Annotated in this window: 13 protein-coding genes, 2 tRNA genes and 1 other RNA gene; 10 read left to right on the top strand and 6 right to left on the bottom strand. The window is 47.4% G+C overall.

The genetic code is table 11. The features are described 5' to 3' along the window. Nucleotides 1-46: 46 nt before the first annotated feature. Nucleotides 47-1099, bottom strand: coding sequence for an ABC transporter substrate-binding protein (locus tag ACIDITHRIX25_RS99225; protein WP_152626156.1), 1053 nt, complete (start codon nucleotides 1097-1099; stop codon nucleotides 47-49). Between the two features lie 293 nt (nucleotides 1100-1392). Here ACIDITHRIX25_RS99225 and ACIDITHRIX25_RS99220 point away from each other — a divergent pair, with 293 nt between their 5' ends. Next, nucleotides 1393-1548: a hypothetical protein gene (locus ACIDITHRIX25_RS99220; RefSeq protein WP_160291900.1), complete on the top strand. Its 156-nt coding sequence runs from the start codon at nucleotides 1393-1395 to the stop codon at nucleotides 1546-1548. Nucleotides 1549-1564: 16 nt separating this feature from the next. Here ACIDITHRIX25_RS99220 and ffs read toward each other — a convergent pair. Beyond that, nucleotides 1565-1663: signal recognition particle sRNA small type (gene ffs, locus ACIDITHRIX25_RS99215), an RNA gene on the bottom strand. Nucleotides 1664-1712: 49 nt separating this feature from the next. On the opposite strand from ffs, the gene ACIDITHRIX25_RS99210 reads away from it, so the two are divergent. The 3 genes from ACIDITHRIX25_RS99210 (at nucleotide 1713) to ACIDITHRIX25_RS99200 (ending at nucleotide 2922) form a co-directional block, all read left to right on the top strand. Beyond that, nucleotides 1713-1800, top strand: a tRNA-Ser gene (locus tag ACIDITHRIX25_RS99210). Nucleotides 1801-2347: 547 nt separating this feature from the next. Then, nucleotides 2348-2815, top strand: a complete 468-nt coding sequence (locus ACIDITHRIX25_RS99205) for a nucleoside deaminase (protein ID WP_249685790.1) — start codon at nucleotides 2348-2350, stop codon at nucleotides 2813-2815. Nucleotides 2816-2834: 19 nt separating this feature from the next. After that, nucleotides 2835-2922, top strand: a tRNA-Ser gene (locus ACIDITHRIX25_RS99200). A 456-nt stretch (nucleotides 2923-3378) separates the two neighbouring features. Here ACIDITHRIX25_RS99200 and mce read toward each other — a convergent pair. Continuing rightward, nucleotides 3379-3777, bottom strand: coding sequence for a methylmalonyl-CoA epimerase (gene mce / locus ACIDITHRIX25_RS99195; RefSeq protein WP_052606905.1), 399 nt, complete (start codon nucleotides 3775-3777; stop codon nucleotides 3379-3381). 64 nt (nucleotides 3778-3841) lie between these two features. Beyond that, entirely contained in the window at nucleotides 3842-5179 is a 1338-nt protein-coding gene (gene ccrA / locus ACIDITHRIX25_RS99190; protein WP_201731824.1) for a crotonyl-CoA carboxylase/reductase, read from the bottom strand. 420 nt (nucleotides 5180-5599) lie between these two features. Here ccrA and ACIDITHRIX25_RS99185 point away from each other — a divergent pair, with 420 nt between their 5' ends. From ACIDITHRIX25_RS99185 to recR, 3 genes are all read left to right on the top strand, one after another. Beyond that, nucleotides 5600-6787, top strand: coding sequence for an acetyl-CoA C-acyltransferase (locus tag ACIDITHRIX25_RS99185; protein WP_052606907.1), 1188 nt, complete (start codon nucleotides 5600-5602; stop codon nucleotides 6785-6787). A gap of 102 nt (nucleotides 6788-6889) precedes the next feature. Beyond that, on the top strand, nucleotides 6890-8791 hold the full coding sequence (gene dnaX / locus ACIDITHRIX25_RS99180) for a DNA polymerase III subunit gamma/tau (RefSeq protein ID WP_201731823.1): 1902 nt from the start codon (nucleotides 6890-6892) through the stop codon (nucleotides 8789-8791). A gap of 75 nt (nucleotides 8792-8866) precedes the next feature. Further along, nucleotides 8867-9466 (top strand): recombination mediator RecR, encoded by a 600-nt coding sequence (gene recR / locus ACIDITHRIX25_RS99175; protein ID WP_052606909.1) that lies wholly within the window; start codon nucleotides 8867-8869, stop codon nucleotides 9464-9466. A 436-nt stretch (nucleotides 9467-9902) separates the two neighbouring features. Here recR and ACIDITHRIX25_RS99170 read toward each other — a convergent pair whose 3' ends face one another. Continuing rightward, complete coding sequence (locus ACIDITHRIX25_RS99170; RefSeq protein WP_201731822.1) at nucleotides 9903-10883, bottom strand: MBL fold metallo-hydrolase; 981 nt, start codon at nucleotides 10881-10883, stop codon at nucleotides 9903-9905. Nucleotides 10884-11274: 391 nt separating this feature from the next. Between ACIDITHRIX25_RS99170 and ACIDITHRIX25_RS99165 the strand changes: the two genes are divergently transcribed. Continuing rightward, nucleotides 11275-12738 carry a HEAT repeat domain-containing protein gene (locus tag ACIDITHRIX25_RS99165; RefSeq protein ID WP_201731821.1) on the top strand — a complete coding sequence of 488 codons (1464 nt, stop codon included), beginning with the start codon at nucleotides 11275-11277 and terminating at the stop codon, nucleotides 12736-12738. Between the two features lie 181 nt (nucleotides 12739-12919). Here the strand turns inward: ACIDITHRIX25_RS99165 and ACIDITHRIX25_RS99160 are convergent, their stop codons facing one another. Next, on the bottom strand, nucleotides 12920-13999 hold the full coding sequence (locus tag ACIDITHRIX25_RS99160) for an MBL fold metallo-hydrolase (RefSeq protein ID WP_201731820.1): 1080 nt from the start codon (nucleotides 13997-13999) through the stop codon (nucleotides 12920-12922). A gap of 121 nt (nucleotides 14000-14120) precedes the next feature. On the opposite strand from ACIDITHRIX25_RS99160, the gene ACIDITHRIX25_RS99155 reads away from it, so the two are divergent. Continuing rightward, the gene (locus tag ACIDITHRIX25_RS99155; protein WP_201731819.1) at nucleotides 14121-14498 is read left to right on the top strand and encodes a hypothetical protein; all 378 of its coding nucleotides are present in this window, start codon (nucleotides 14121-14123) and stop codon (nucleotides 14496-14498) included. A 64-nt stretch (nucleotides 14499-14562) separates the two neighbouring features. After that, complete coding sequence (locus tag ACIDITHRIX25_RS99150) at nucleotides 14563-14946, top strand: hypothetical protein (RefSeq protein WP_201731818.1); 384 nt, start codon at nucleotides 14563-14565, stop codon at nucleotides 14944-14946. Nucleotides 14947-15546: the final 600 nt, after the last annotated feature.

The raw sequence follows: 15546 nt of genomic DNA, 5'->3' as shown, positions 1-15546 counted from the left end.
AATAGACCATCGATCGGAACCTAAAGATAAATTTGAAAGAAAAGTATCAGTTTACGATATTAGACGTAAACCAACCATTGATCGTATTCTCTTGGGGTCCCCACTTGTAAGGGTTCACAACTTGATATTTGATTCCACTCAACGGTGGTACAGCAGACTCTGGATTCACACCTTGGAGGACTGGCCAATAGAGAGAGTCTCCAGATGGATCACCAGAAAGTTGAACCTTCTGCCCAGCAGGAGAGAGAACGAACTTGACAAACTGCTTTGCTTCGGCGATTTCAGCAGCCGATGCCTTGCCGTCAATGCCAATCACACCAGGTAGCAGTGTCGAAGGCGCCAAAAAGGCGGTCTTGATAGTTGGATCTTTAATACCTGCACCAATACCCGCTGAACTTTGAATCAAAGCAAGTTTGATCTGACCAGTGCCAAGGGCATGCAGAGTATCGCCATTTGTCTGAAAGACCTGAAGACCATTATTCTTCAGTTTCGTATAATAGGATTCGCCTTGGGTGACACCACCAAGGTAGTTCATCATACCGGCAACAAATGGAAATGTGGGTCCAGAGACTGCCGGGTCGTTCATTCCAACAGCACCCTTCCACTGCGGCGATAAAAGTGCATTCCATGAAGTTGGAGGAGATTGGACGGTCTTGGTGGAATATACCAAGGTTCCGGCCATTGTTAGCCCTGTTGGAATGTAGCTACCATCCTTTGGAATAACCAATTTTGCTGCAGAAGTCCAATTTACTTTGGGCTCCCAGTTCTTTAGGAGATATCCCTGCTGATCCAAGGCTGCAAAGGCTTCATCACCATCGACCCACAATACGCCCCACTTAGGATTTGAGGCTTCGGCTTGAACTCTAGTCAGAAGCGGACCCGTTGAATCGTCGACCAATGTCGTTGTAATTCCGGTTGCCTTTTGAAAAGCGGTGGTCATAGCAGAGTCGTAACCCTGTGCGGAATAGACAACCAAAGGTACCTTTGCCGCAGTAGTAGCTGTCGATCCTGCGGCGGAGGTAGTGGTAGCACTCGAACTACTCCCGCAGGCTGCAATAATTACTGGAAGCGCCGCGGTTGCCAAGATCTTTGCTGTCAACTTGGACTTTTTGTTTTTGTTGGATTTCAAATTAAATATCACTTACATACGATGGCCGCATTTGGTTAACCAGAGGAAAACTTAATATGACATTTGGTAAAAAATTACAGAAATAATGGGGGTTTTCTGTGAATTCCCGAGATTTTGGCCACTTTTTGCCCTTAATGCACTTTTTAAGTAGGCAAAATTCTTCGCCTTTTAACCCTGATTGGGCGGAGATCTCTTCGTCAGGAGCAAAGAATTGAAAAAATGCAACCCACCAAAAATTTTAAAGCCAAGCCGAAATAGCAAAGATGAAGAAATTCGAAGCAGCAAAGCAGACATTGGCCTATGCCGACGAAGCTGTGGTTCCGAAGCGTGGTTCCGTTCCAAGGAGCGGTCGTGGCGGTCGTGGCGGAGCAGAAATGGGCATCATATCGGAAACGGTGGATCCAAGCCCCAAACGCTAGCAATGGGTGCCATCGGAGAGATCAGACTTACTGCGGCACCCTTATGGTTCCGCTGAGAGCTGCTGCCTTCCGGCCCTGACTCGGTTCACGATCACAAGCCGCGCAGGGCCCGATCTACTCCGATGGCACCCATCTACATATTTAAGACTAGTCTGGATTGCAACGGAGGAGTGCGAGAGCGGCCGAATCGGCACGACTGGAAATCGTGTGAGGGGAAACTCTCCGTGGGTTCAAATCCCACCTCCTCCGCCAGTAACCTTCCTGAGCTGGTGTAATAGAGATATCCACCGGCAAAACACCCTCCTTGATTCAAAAAATATTAATTGATCATGGAAAGCCAAATAACAAAATTTCAGCTCACAGGTAGCACCAAAAAATAGCCTCAACCACCTCAAATTCGGCCAATGGGGACCTTGGATAAATATTTTTGGAGCAAAATTCCTAAAAAAATTGACTAAAAATTCCCTCCGGGGGTCAGAATATGTTTTCAAGATGCCAATAATCGGGCTTCAAAACAAAATCTACACCCAAATAGCTATCGCCCATCACCGTCATCGTAAACAAGATCTCCTCCTCGAAATAGCTCATAAAGGTCAATGAGGCTCAATCTCGACCATCTCACTAAGACCATGGATAAAAACAGATCAAAGACTCAGTTCTTGGCGCCAAATAAACCAAACATCATGACAAGGTAAGAACCCACAAACCACGCAGCGCCGACCCACCCAACTCCGACCCACCATAGGCGCCACAGTCAAAAGGCGATTCACCACTCACTCGCCACCTATGCTTAAAGGGCGTGAACCCTTTGCAGTGGCGTCAGGAATATAACCCTTCATTTATGGAACTTGCCCTAGCCCAGGCCCAGATCCCCACGAATGACGTTCCGATAGGGGCGGTGATTGTCTTGGATGGATCGGTAATCGCCAGCGCTCACAATGAGCGTGAAGCTAGAAATGATCCAACTGCACATGCAGAGATACTCGCGATAACAAGAGCCTCAGCCGCTCTAAATAGTTGGCATTTGAACGAATGCGATCTCTACGTAACTCTCGAGCCATGTCTTATGTGCGCCGGTGCAATTATAAATTCGAGAATCCGAGGAGTCTACTTCGGCCCATTCGACCCAAAAGCTGGTGCCATGGGAAGCCTCTATGGGGTGGGTTCCGATCCACGACTCAACCACGAATGCTTTGTATGGGGCGGAAACTTTGAAAAAGAATCCATTGAATTGCTAAAAGAGTTCTTTAGCGCGCGTCGAAGCTGACTAAGATATTTAGGTCTACGGAGGGGTGCGAGAGTGGCCGAATCGGGCGGTCTCGAAAACCGCTGTGTCGCAAGGCACCGTGGGTTCAAATCCCACCCCCTCCGCCATCTGTTTTGCCCTAACTTGCATTTAGTCAAATAGCTTGTCAGCAAAGATCAACAGCATCACGATCAACAGCATCAAAAATCGACTTGAATTTTGATTTTCCACACGAATCACAAATTGCGGTTCATCGCCAGATCCTCTTATCTTGTCTATCTAGCATCTCTTGTGCATCGAGCATCGCCCACATCTAACCAATCGTCTCTAACCAATCGTCGCAGTTTTGCCTTTTACGATTTCAACTACGTCGAATACCCTCTTTAGCGATTTCAAGGAATACTTCAGGTGGTTCAGGAAGGCTTAAATAACTAAAGGCTCTTTTCGCACGAAGTAAAAAAGCCTTTAGTTGAAGATAATTGCCAAATAACCTAAAATCGGCCATTTAGCCGCCAGAGTTTCATCAAAGATCTTGCCTTTCGGCTGGATCCAAAAGCCAACTCAAGCAGGGTCGAGCTCTCAATCTATTCTTGGACGAGTTCAATCAAAGTTCCAAATGCCTCTTTGGGATGGACAAAGGCTACGGTCGTACCTCGCGATCCTGGGCGGGGCGTTGCATCAATAGTCATGAATCCTTCAGAGGTCACGCGACCAAGGGCCTCCGCGCACGAATCAACTCGAAAGCCAATGTGATGGAGCCCCTCACCCCTTTTTTCGAGAAACTTTGCGACCGGAGACTCCTCGCCAATCGGCGATAGGAGTTGAATGTAGGAGTCGGCTACTTTAATCAACGCCTCCTCGATCATATCGCTTTCTACGATCTCGCGATGTACGACCTTAGCGTCGAAAACTCGAAGATAGTAGTCGATGGCATCTTCCAAATTTCTAACTGCGATCGCTACATGGTCGATCTGATTGAGCATCCTGACTCACTTTCAAATAATTAGCTGCACCAAAAAATCTATTCACCCCGTAAAGCGACCTTCTTTAGTAACGTCGAAACCTTCCGATTTTATTCTCACCGATACGCTCTCGCATCTCGAGATTATCTATACCCAAGTTCTCACTTGGAGAGAGCGTCAGAACGCCAATCTTTCCTTCATGCTCGTTACGATGGACTGAATAACAGGCTGCACCGACCTCCTCTAGCGGATAAGTCTTTGAGATAACCGGTTGGATCATTCCTTTCGAGATCAATCTATTGGCCTCAAACGCCTCACGATAGTTCGCGAAATGACTGGACTTGATGGTCTTTAGCTTCATCCAGAGGTGACGATTGTCATATTCAATCATGTACCCACTCGTGGCGGCACAAGTCATGATCAAGCCACCCTTTTTCGCTACATAGACCGATGCACCCATTGTCGACCGACCAGGGTGCTCAAAGACGATATCGGGGTCCTCACCAACTAGGGAACGAATATCTTTTCCGAACCTTCGCCATTCCGATTCGTCTTGAGTCGTCTCATCCTTCCAAAACTTATACCCCATCTCGCTTCGGTCAATAACCGCCTCGCAACCCATATCGCGAAGAAGGTCTGCCTTTTCCTTGGAGGAGACGACACCAACGGGAATGCCACCGCCATTTAGGACATACTGAACCGCATATCCGCCAATTCCACCAGTTGCACCCCAAATCAAGACGACATCGCCTTGTTTCATGGCGGCGCCATTCTTAGAGACAAGCATTCGATAGGATGTGGAATTGCATAGGGCATTCACAGCCGCCTCTTCCCAAGAAAGATGAGCGGGCTTTGGCATCAATTGATTAGCCTTTACGACCGTTAAATCGGCCAGTCCTCCAAAGTTGGTCTCAAAGCCCCATATTCTTTGATTCGTCGCCATCATAGAGTCATCGTGCGCCGATGGATCCTGGTCGTCGACGTAGTTGCAATGAATGGTAACCTTGTCGCCCACCTTCCAATTTCGAACTGAGGCACCAACTCTTATAATCACACCTGATCCATCAGATCCAATGACATGGTAGGGCTGATTATGCCGCTGGTCCCAAAGAGATCCTGACCTGCCAAGCTTCTCTAAAAATCCAAAGGTGGATACCGGCTCGAAGATGGACGACCAAACCGTATTAAAATTGATGGACGAAGCCATTACTGCAACCATCACCTCATCTGGTGCTAGTTCAGGAGTTGGAACGTCGCCTAAATGTAGCGACTTTCTGGGGTCCTTTACTGAAGAGGCAATGCCTTCAAAGATACCAACATCTTCCTTTCTGAGATATGCGCCTCTATAGTGATCTGGTATCGGTATGGCTTCTAGCTGCGCGCCCGTAGCGCCTGCCAATATAGCCTCTTGGAAATTCTTCAAGTCAATTCATCCAATTTCAACTGTGGACCCATCTCGCGATATACGCAAAACAAAAGGTCGCGCCCTAAAACTTTTCATATCCACTAAAGATCAAAGTAGATCCTTACCATCGATCAGGCAAATGCCAATATCAATGGTTAGATCCATGATCTATGGAAAAACCAAACCAAACGTTCAACGAAATAACCGACTTCGTTGCCTACTAACTCTTCGAAAGCACTAAGTAGAAAACCTTCACGGTCATTACTCACCATAGACCAATTTCGGACAAGGTAAACAAATTTTACTGTATAGAGTTGCTACATCCTTGTCATTATGAGTACTATATCGTCACAAGTAATATCACCTATTTCTATAGATGAAATCGGGCCGAATAAATAATCGACTCGTAGACATCAATGTAAATCAACGGAGGTTGAGTTGGCTGGTTCGTACCTAGTAGCTGGAGCAAGGACTCCAATTGGCAAATTTCAAGGAGGACTCGCAAATCTAAAAGCGATGGACCTTGGAGGTATCGCCATAGCAGAGGCGCTTCGACGTGCAGGCGTCGCAGCAAACGAAGTCCAATATGTATTTATGGGCCAAGTTCTTCAAGCAGGACAGGGCCAAATGACGGCTCGTCAAGCCGCAGTAAATGCCGGGATACCAATGGATGTACCATCCACAACTATCAACAAGGTATGTCTATCTGGCCTAAACGCCATATACCTAGCTGATCTTCTAATTCAATCAGGCGAAGCCGATATCGTTGTTGCGGGTGGAATGGAGTCGATGACACAAGCTCCCTATCTCTTGCCCGGAGCGCGATCGGGCCTTAGAATCGGCGATGCACAAGTAATCGATTCGATGATGTACGATGGCCTCTTTTGTGCCTTCGACAAGTGCGCAATGGGGTTAGGAACCGAACGATATCTTGCTGGCTTCCCAGCAGTTACTCGTCTCCGCCAAGACCAAATTGCTCAAATCTCTCACGAACGAGCTGCCAGGGCAATAAAAGACGGAATCTTCGCCACAGAAATTGCGCCAGTATCGATCCCATCTCGAAAGGGAGATCCACTGGTCATCACCACAGATGAAGGCGTTAGAGGTGAAACCACACTCTCAACATTAAGCAACTTACGCCCCGCTTTTAGCAGTGACGGAACAATAACCGCCGGAAATGCATCGCAAATTTCAGATGGTGCGGCAGCATTGATCGTCATGTCCGAAGCAGAACTTAATCGTCGAGGGTTGACGCCAATTGGACAGGTCGTCTCCTACGGACAAGTTGCTGGACCTGATGCTTCGTTGCTAACACAGCCTTCGCGAGCAATCGCCAATGCTGCCGCAAAAGCTTCGCTTTCAATTAGTGATCTATCGCTCTTTGAGATAAACGAAGCATTCGCTGCAGTAGCTGCAGCTTCAATGGATGATTTGGGCGTATCTGATGAAATAGTCAACGTAAACGGTGGAGCAATTGCCCTTGGTCATCCAATTGGCGCCTCTGGAGCTCGCCTTGCACTGACTCTCTTAGGAGAGTTAGGCCGTAGAGGCCAGCAATATGGCGCTGCTGCCCTTTGTGGTGGTGGCGGCCAGGGTGACGCCCTAATCGTAAGGGCAATTCGCTAAGGCGCAACTTTAGTCAACGCCAAGCAATAAAAGACGCTTGCTAAGCCACAACCATCTTCAATACTCCGGTACCAAGTTGATGCCAAAGCTAGACTTGGTACCGTGACTAACACTTCAGAATATGCGGCACTCTATCGGCGTTTTAGGCCCCAACGTTTCGAAGAAGTCCTAGGTCAAGATCACGTAACCAAGGCGCTTCGCAATGCAGTCGCCAACCAACGGGTCGGCCATGCCTACTTATTTTCTGGACCACGAGGTACCGGCAAGACCTCTACCGCAAGAATCCTAGCCAAAGCACTCAACTGTCCAAATCAATTGGCGGGCGAACCCTGTTGTGAGTGCCCCTCGTGCATTTCAGTAACGCTAGGTCGTTCCATGGACGTAATCGAACTCGACGCAGCGTCAAACTCCGGCGTCGATGCTATTAGATCCCTTATCGCACAAGCTCCGGTTGGAATAGCTGGTGAATGGAAGGTGTACATCTTAGATGAGGTGCACATGCTCACCAATGCGGCCTCTAATGCGCTTCTAAAGACACTAGAGGAGCCACCACCACGCGTCATCTTTGTATTAGCGACTACCGATCCGCAAAAGGTCCTCCCGACCATCCTCTCTCGAACACAAGCATATGAATTTAGACTTTTAGACGGATCGGTCCTAGAAGACCTTGTCGACAAAGTCCGCCAAAGTGCAGATCTCAATATCGACGAAAAAGCGATGGACTGGGTAGTAAAGCAAGGTCGAGGCTCTGCCAGAGACACCCTGTCATTCCTAGATCAGGTGGTTGCCCTTGGAGGAATAGACGACTCAGTAAGAGGGATCACAGAGATCATGGAGGCAATAGCCAATCAATCCCCCGAAGATGTACTGATCGCGGTAGCAGCCTCGAGCGCAAAGGGGATCGAACCGTCTCGAATCCTCTCCGAGATCGTCTCTCTGGCGAGGGAAAAATTCCTAGATTCCTTCAACCCCCAAAAGGCCGATCGTCGCCTTCCGACAAAGCGACTGGTGAAGGTGGTCGAGGTACTTGGCACAATTTCTGGCCAATTAAGGGACTCACCCGATGCTCGCGCAACAGTCGAAGCCGCCTTGATCAGACTTAGCCAAGATCAACTTGGTCTACCGAGTGAGATTGAATCGATCCTTGAAGATGTTATTACCAAAGTAATTAAGCGAAATGGAGGGGTCGTCCAATCCATCCCTCAAAATCCAACGACCACATCTCACGCTGCACCCAAGAACGATCCACCTCAAGACTACGATCAGCCCGACTATTCGACCCCGAGATCCACAGTCAATGTGGACCGACCAAACTCTAGACCGACCAAACCACAAACCGATATCAGCAGTCTACGGGCCGGCCTCGAATCGAAAGAGATCAAAACTCCGCGCTCCCAAGGAATTGGCTCCCGCCTTGGATCACCAGTTAGACCCTCAAATTCCCCTAATATCAATGATGCCAGCCCACAAAAAGGACCTACGCAAAACGCTCTGGAGCCACCCAGAAAAACTGCAACCCCAGAGCAAGGGCTCAAAGAACCACTTCGAAGTGGTTCAACCGATCGAACCTATCCAAAAACAGACGAAGACCATCTTCCAGGAACGATCGATCGCGATCAACTTCAGCGAGCATGGCCCAAGATCGTTAGCGATCTCGGAGTTGGACCGCTAGAGGGCGCAAACCTAACACAGGGTAGAATTATCTCGGTATCACCGGTTGGCGCCATCATCGGTGTCCCAAATGAAATTATCGCCAAAAGCTGCGCTTCGAACCTTCGTGGACTGTCCCAGCTCATCAAAGACCAATTTTTATTGACCGAATTTCGCATAGATATCAAGATTCAAGAACAGGTTCAAACTAACCCTAACGTACCCAAAATTGATCAAAATATCGACTCCGCGGCTTTGATCGACGAGTTCAAACGTGGCGAAGTAGCAAACGACTTGGGCCTTCGAAAGCGGGTTCTTGAGGTTTTCCCCAACGCAACAGAAATCTCCGAATAGCCTCTCCCCAACAGATTAAATTGTCGTCAATTGCCCTAGAGGCTACCTTTTGGCACGAGATAGAAAGTAAGACAAATGAGCTACACCAAGTCGATGCAAGCGCTCATCGATGAATTTTCAAAACTTCCAGGAATCGGACCTAAATCGGCGCAAAGAATCTCCTTCTACCTATTGCGGAGCGAGCAAGGTGAGTCAGATCGCCTAGCTAAGTCGATACTAGAGGCAAAAAGAACCATCAAGTGGTGCCAACGATGCTTCAACCTCTCCGAAGAAGACCTATGCGCTATCTGCATCGATCCAGAACGAGACTCAACGACAATCTGCGTGGTTGAAGAACCCAAGGATCTTATTGCAATTGAGCGAACGCGCGAATTCAAGGGACTCTATCACGTGCTCCAAGGGGCCCTTAATCCAATTGAAGGCGTGGGACCAGAACAACTTCGGATCCGAGAACTGATGGCAAGACTTAGCGACGCCGCTATCGACGAAGTCATAATCTGCACCAATCCCAACATTGAAGGAGAAGCTACCTCGATGTACCTTGCCAGAATGATCTCACCGACCGGAATCAAAGTCTCACGGATTGCCAGCGGATTGCCAGTTGGCGGCGATCTCGAATATGCAGACGAACTGACCCTAGGTAGAGCACTAGAGGGCAGAAGGGACATGGCTTAAATTGCTACTGGCACGCAAGTGACTAAATGCTAACTTAAAAGAACTATCACATAGAGCGACCCCTTATCAAGGTCGCTACTACGCTCCAATTAGATTGCACTACAACAATCAAAATCTTCTATCAGATTGACTAAGGCTCACCAGTGTGACTTAGAGACCTTGGTAGCTTGGCCCAGCGAATCTGCAAATGGTGGTCCACAAAACGAGATAGTCAATACCGTAATTATGGACTTAGGAGCGATATCAAAAACTAGGCTAACCCTAGTTCATCATCTAGGAGACAATTGCATAAGTGAATTTTTACCCGTTTTAGATTTTAAGCTCCACACTTAATTCCGAACAAGGCATAGTAACTCCATTCTGAGTCAAAAAATACCACCCGAAAGAGTCGATTTATGAATTGCGCAATTGTCTTCGAGGAGAAAGTCGCAATGGCCTAATGGGCATGACCATGGTGTTCCCCAATGGCACTTTGACTGGCTCCACCCCGCTCAAGCCAAATCTTCAAACCTTGTGCGTTTGAATGAATGCCATTCAACGTGTCAAAGCGCTCAATCGCTTCTTGAGCAATCTCACCGGCTTCTAAGTTGAACTGCGCATATAGAGCAGATTCGATGTCATCTCCATCTAGATAGGCACGTTCTGCAACTGTTGCCCAAGAGATAAGCGACTCAATCGCCTCGTCCAAAAGTTCTTCGGGAGATCCATAGACTCCATAGTGAGCAAAGGCTAGAGCGATTGGAGAATACTCTTTAAATCTCCTCAATGATGAAAGTGCGCTCGCTAAATCAAAGTCAGCGGGAGGTGTAGCGGGCCGAAGCAACCTAATCTCGGGCAAGAGCACACCAGCGGCATCTCCAGTAAAAACTAGACCAGATACATTGTCGAAATAACCCAAATGATGCTTTGCGTGTCCTGGCGAATTGATGACCTCGACGGTGTGGTTAGTGGAAATTCGAATTTCGTCACCATCTCCCACGACACGTATCCTTGAGGCGTCAGTTGGAAGTAGTCGCCCATATAGGGTATCCAATTTCTCACCGTAGACCGTCTCCGCAGAGCTGATCAATCGGCTTGGATCAGCTAGATGCCTCGCACCTCGTTCGTGAACATAGATGGTGGCATTTGGAAAGGCATTAGCGATGTCGCCAACGCCCCCGGCGTGATCTAAGTGAATATGAGTCAGTGCGATTCCGGCCAAGTCTCCAGCGCCCAACCCTATATTAGATAGCTCATCTAAAACGGTATCAACCGAACTCTGTGATCCCACTTCGATCAATAACGGAGCATCACCTCTAATGAGGTAACCTGCAGTTATATTATCCCAACCACCGAGTTTCGTATCGACCTCGAAGACTCCACTACCAATTTCAATTGCCACGTCAACTACACTAACCCGAACTTTGATTGGCGTCAATTATCGATTTGCTCTCCTACAAGCGAACTCTGATCTTTTGTTGCACACCTCGAAAAAAAAGAAGCCTTATTTCCGAACCTTAACCACATCGAACCCCCCGACGAAAGCAGATCGGCTCCACTAAATCTGCGTTCGTCTAAGAGTCGATAGCATCATGGAGCCACCTTGGCTTGCCAATCTCGGGACAAAAACCTATTCCAGCACTATCTCAATCAGAGAGATAGCCCAAATAATGGCCAATATTGCCATATGCAAGATTGCTCGAAGTGCCAAACCATAAAGATCAATAGATCAGATCGTATCTTTAAACGATGAACATTTTTTAGATGTAAATTATAAGGACAACAGCGATAAGACTACTTTCCTACCAGCCAAGAAGGCGAAAATTTTGATGAATCATCATGAAAACAACTTTTCAGAAGATGACTACATAAAAGAACTGCTGGCTGCATCAAGATCTAGCGACCCTACCGAACGACAAAGCGCTGCGTCCTCGATGTTTATACCGCAATCGATCTTATCTTTTCTCGCGCATGACCAGGATCTATCGGTACGCATTAGTGCTATTGAGAATCCCGCGATCGACAACGCCCTTTTGGATAAATTTGCCATTGACAAAGAAAAGTCGATTCGAATCGCAGCCTCTCGAAATCCAAATCTCTCCTGGGAGAGCGTAATCCGCATTTTGCTTAGTTTCGAATTTGAGACGATTGAGGCTCTCGCCCAAAACGAACAGCTACCCAAAGAGCTATGGCTCACCCAGACAGGGAACCAAAAAAGTGTCAATTGGTGCTACGTGGCAGCCACCTCTAGAAATCCACATTTTTCAGATGAACTCATGAAACTGAACTTGATCTCTAAAAGCGATCTCATAGAGCTGAGCGAAAATCCCGAACTTCTAACCAAACTCTCATTTGACGACGAAGCAGAGATACGTAAATTAGTAGTTGAAAAGATCGAAACACCAAAAGCCGTAATTGTTCGCCTGGTAAAGGATCCCAGTCCACTAGTACGACAAGCAGTAGCTCGAAGCTTTTTTTGCACCAAACCATATATCGATGAACTACTTCTAGATCCAGAGATCACAGTTCAAGGCGCCGCAGCACAAGGTCATTGGTTAAATGAAAATGACCACCTAAAAATCTATTCAGAGATGCCTCAACTACGAATTCATCTAGCCCATAGCTCCAATTTAGAAGTCGACATTGCCTATCTTCTGAGCCGTAACCAAGATCCACAAATCAGGTGTGCAATTGCCCAAAATCCCTGCTGCGATCCTGCAATCCTCTCTTACCTATCGCAAGATTCTCTTCTCGAGGTCCGTCTGGCCGTCTCTTCAAATGCCAACATGGATGAAGAGACGGCCCTAATCCTCTCATACGACCCCGACCCAAAGATTCGTGCAAGCGTCACCAAAACAGATTTAATTCCATACGACAGATATCTCGAGCTAACCGACGATCCCAGCGCCGAAGTTCGATCCGCTCTAGTTGGCTCCTTTTGCATTTCCTACGAAGCTATAGAAAAACTTCGAGAAGATCCCGACCCTTATGTTCGGGCTTGTGCAACCATAAACTACGACGTTTCGTTGGACCTACTTGAAAAACTAACCCTAGATCCAGATCCAGTCGCTAGATCTTTATCAGCTCGAAGCTTGCAACTAACCGAGGAGATGCGAATACGCCTTTCCAACGATGTTGATCCCAGAGTCCGCATAGTCATAGCATCACTAAAAGAAACCCACCCCTTGATCCTGGCAAGATTGGCAAACGACCAGATCGAACAAGTCCGCCAAGCCGCAACCGCCAACCCAAATTACTCCCCTAAAAGTTGGAAGCTAATCAAAAACTTCTAAGCAACGCTACAGAGATAGCCACTGTCACTCGATCTTCAAATCTGCCTTCAGCTGCTGACCCCAAAGCAAATTAACTAGAGGCATCAAAGAGAGGTTGCCCTCTGTCAAAGTACCTCAATCAAGGTACCACTGTCGAACCCTCTGTCAAGTCGAAGCCAGGCCAATGGGAGCCAAAGAGACACTAAACCAATAATCGACTTTGGATAAGATCCCCTGGGTATTGAGTTGCTTTTGGAGCATAAAACTCTACTTCATCTTCAACTTTAGAGGACAAAACTCCCAGCTCCACCAAGAGATCCAGATGATATTTAGTCTCAAAGATGGCAAGCATCGAATTAAAGAGGTCCAGATCACCTAGATCGGTCTCTCTACGTGTCCATTTCAGATGTCTGGCTACCTCGAAGGCGCTCATACCACCGACGCCAAGAGCACTATAGGTTTGACGCAACCTAAGGTCATGATGCAAAAGAAGCTCGTCGATTCGCTTATGTGAACTTGGGACCACTGGGCCGTGAGCTGGCAGCAACATCGAATCTGGCATCTGTCTAACTTTGTTGAGCGATCCCAAGTAATCTCCAAGAGGAAGGCGCGGCCGATCGGCCTCAAGAGCAATCGAAGGTGTTATATGGGGCAAAACGTGATCTCCCGCAAATAATACTTTAGAATCTGAATCGAGAAAGACTACATGACCGCGTGTGTGACCGGGAGTCGAAATCACACTCAAATTGCGGCCACCGACATGCAAAACCGTTCCATCATAGAGCCAATCATCTGGCCTCTCGTATAGATTGATGATCTCTGAATCGTCGCTACCAAAGGCAGAGACAGTCTCATAGAGTGCTTGTGCGCCACAAAGTCTCAGTAGACCAAATTGTCGTTCCAAGGAATCCTGCTCATTTCGTTGAATCATATCAAAGGAAGAACGTTCACCAGCGCCAATTGAGACCTTCCCGTGAAATTCGCGCCGAAGCGCAATCGCTTGGGTGTAGTGGTCCCTATGAATATGCGTAATCAGAAATTCAGAGACGTCACCTACCTCCACACCTACTAAGGCCAGCGCCCCAGTCAGGGCCTTACGTGCCACCTCAAGAAATTGACCCGAATCGATCAGGACTACTCGATCAGAGCCAAGCAAAAGATAGACATTAACGGCCCGAAGTGAGTCTCCTGGAAGCGGTAAAGGAATGCGATAAACATTTGGAACGACCTCGAATGCTCCGGGTTCTTCCCATTCGTATCGATTTTCTTTATTAGCTGACAAAATTAATCTCCATGGCAAAACCTTATCATCGTGATTTCGACTTAGTGAGATCGATTAGATTTACTCTGCAATTCACAAATCAAAGCTCAAGCGGCCTTCGAAAAAATAAAATATCAAAAGAGTGCTGGAATCTCAGCAGTCGCAGATAAAGCGAGACGCAAAAAGACAGATGTCCCAATTTGACGAAGCCGCCAAAAGGCTCAATCTAGCACCAAGACAAGGCGATCTCGATTGCAGAATAATAGAGAGCGCAAACGAATTGATCCAAACCCATCTGAAGTTGTCGAACTCTTCGCAAGACGATTCGATCCAAAATCTACTTGCGCTAGCAGAAAAAACCAACTGCTTCATCCAACTTCTAGTAGAGACATCTAGCTATAAGAACTGGGCAATTGGCTGGATTATAGAGATGGAGATCTTGGAGTTCGATAAAGCCTTATCTGAACTACTAAAGTCATGCTACTTAGGGCAAACTCACCTTTACTGGCAACCCAAGTAACGCTTTTCAGCAGTCGAACGATCCACTCGTTGTGGAGGCTGCCGGATTGAAGGGGTGGTTTACTGTGCTGAACTCAATTGAAGCGGATCAACAGTCCTGGTGGAGAGAGATCGCTCCAGATATTGCCTTTCCGCTAGCGTTTGCGGGGTCACAGCTATATAGCACCTCTCCTCTTGAAATTAGCGAAGAGTGTCGATGGATCCACTCCAAATTCGATCACCAGCACTCTGGTATCAAGTTCGTAACCCCACAACAGGCACACAGTGGAGAGCATATCGAGCTACTAAATAGACGGCGCGAGCTCTACGAGGGAGCTCGCAAATCCAAACCAGGACGGTGGATCTCGGGCAAATGCAGAGACTGGGATCCAGTATCAGAGGTACCAATTATTCCTACGAATAGTTCGGTGGGAGATGAATCAAAAGGGGGCCAAAGGGAGGTAGCTTAGATTGTGCGAAAGTGACAACTTCCTTGGCAGGCTCCGACACTAGGTACTTATGGGATGTCACAAGTACGAATATCGCAAAAACAGCGAAGATTACTACCGCTAGGTCGCCTCTACGGTTATTTTTCTTCTGCGTGCGAAAGTTATAATCTCATTGATCGCTATTGCCATGTGACCATGATCACGGCCCTAACTTGGGATTAATTGAGAATCAACCCTAATTAAGCTTGGTCATTGAAAATTTATAATCGCTATTTACTGAAATAGCTATTCGTCAAGCAAATTGGTCAAGGCTCTTAGGCAAACGTCAAATCTCGCTTCTTTACTTACTTGCAATCCCGCCAATTGAGAGACGAGCCAAAAGATCAGTTCTATTAACACCATCGTCATTTGACACACTGTCAAGGCAAAATAGATCGATCCATCGATGACTCGTTACTACTTTTAGTGCCCACTGAAGAGACACCAGACTGCCCGATATGGCGGGACACCAAATCTCGAGGAAACAATATTCCAGGGGGACTGCTCGTCATCTTCACGCAACTGAGTCAACCTAACCAACTCAATTACCTATCGGGATCGAGCATCGAAACTCCAAAGGCC

The sequence above is a fragment of the Acidithrix sp. C25 genome, from assembly GCF_904848545.2.
This window is presented reverse-complemented; position numbering and strand designations above follow the sequence as displayed.